This window comes from Roseibium aquae (assembly GCF_008711285.1).
Classification (GTDB): Bacteria; Pseudomonadota; Alphaproteobacteria; order Rhizobiales; family Stappiaceae; genus Roseibium; species Roseibium aquae.
This window is the reverse complement of the sequence record NZ_VXDC01000036.1, coordinates 1-611: the sequence shown is the minus strand read 5'-3', so window position 1 is coordinate 611 and position 611 is coordinate 1. Positions and strand designations below refer to the sequence as shown.

Here is a 611-nt window from a genome sequence, read left to right as displayed (position 1 = left end):
TGTCCCCGCCAGGCTTCTTGAGCAGATGCCGTTGTAATGACGTGAAGGCTTCCGGCAGTTCGGCGAAGGGGGCACCATTACGAAGCGCACCTGGTTTGCGTTGGATGACGGCCAGATAATGCCGCCAGTCATAAACCGTTCTGCCGGGCCGGTCATGAGACCGGTTGATGATCCTCTGATGCTCGCAGACGCTCAAGCCTTCCGCGACCACGACGATCCTGTCCGGATAGACCCGCAAACTGACAGGACGGTTGGCGAACGATGCCGGCACGCTGTAGCGGTTGCGCTCAAAGTGAACCAGGCAGGTTGGTGAGACCCGCTTGGCATACTCGACAAAGCCGTCGAAGAGACGGCCGACCTGCATAAGCTTGGAGACTTCTTCGGCCCAGATATCTGCGATCGTCTCTGGTTGCGTTCCATGTGGGATGGTCTGCCAGAGATCTTTGCAGCGGTTTTCCAGCCAGTCGTTCAATTCCTCGAGGCTGGCCACGCGCGGCATCGGCTGCCACAGTCTGTGCCGGGCATCCCGTACATTCTTCTCGACCTGCCCCTTCTCCCATCCGGAAGCCGGATTACAGAACTCGGCTTCGAAGAGATAATGACTGACCAGG

1 protein-coding gene is annotated in these 611 nt (G+C 58.6%); it reads right to left on the bottom strand.

Annotation, left to right across the window (positions count from 1 at the left end):
• Positions 1–611 (bottom strand): Mu transposase domain-containing protein (locus F0184_RS20465; RefSeq protein WP_425299518.1); only part of this gene is annotated, 611 nt, incomplete at both ends.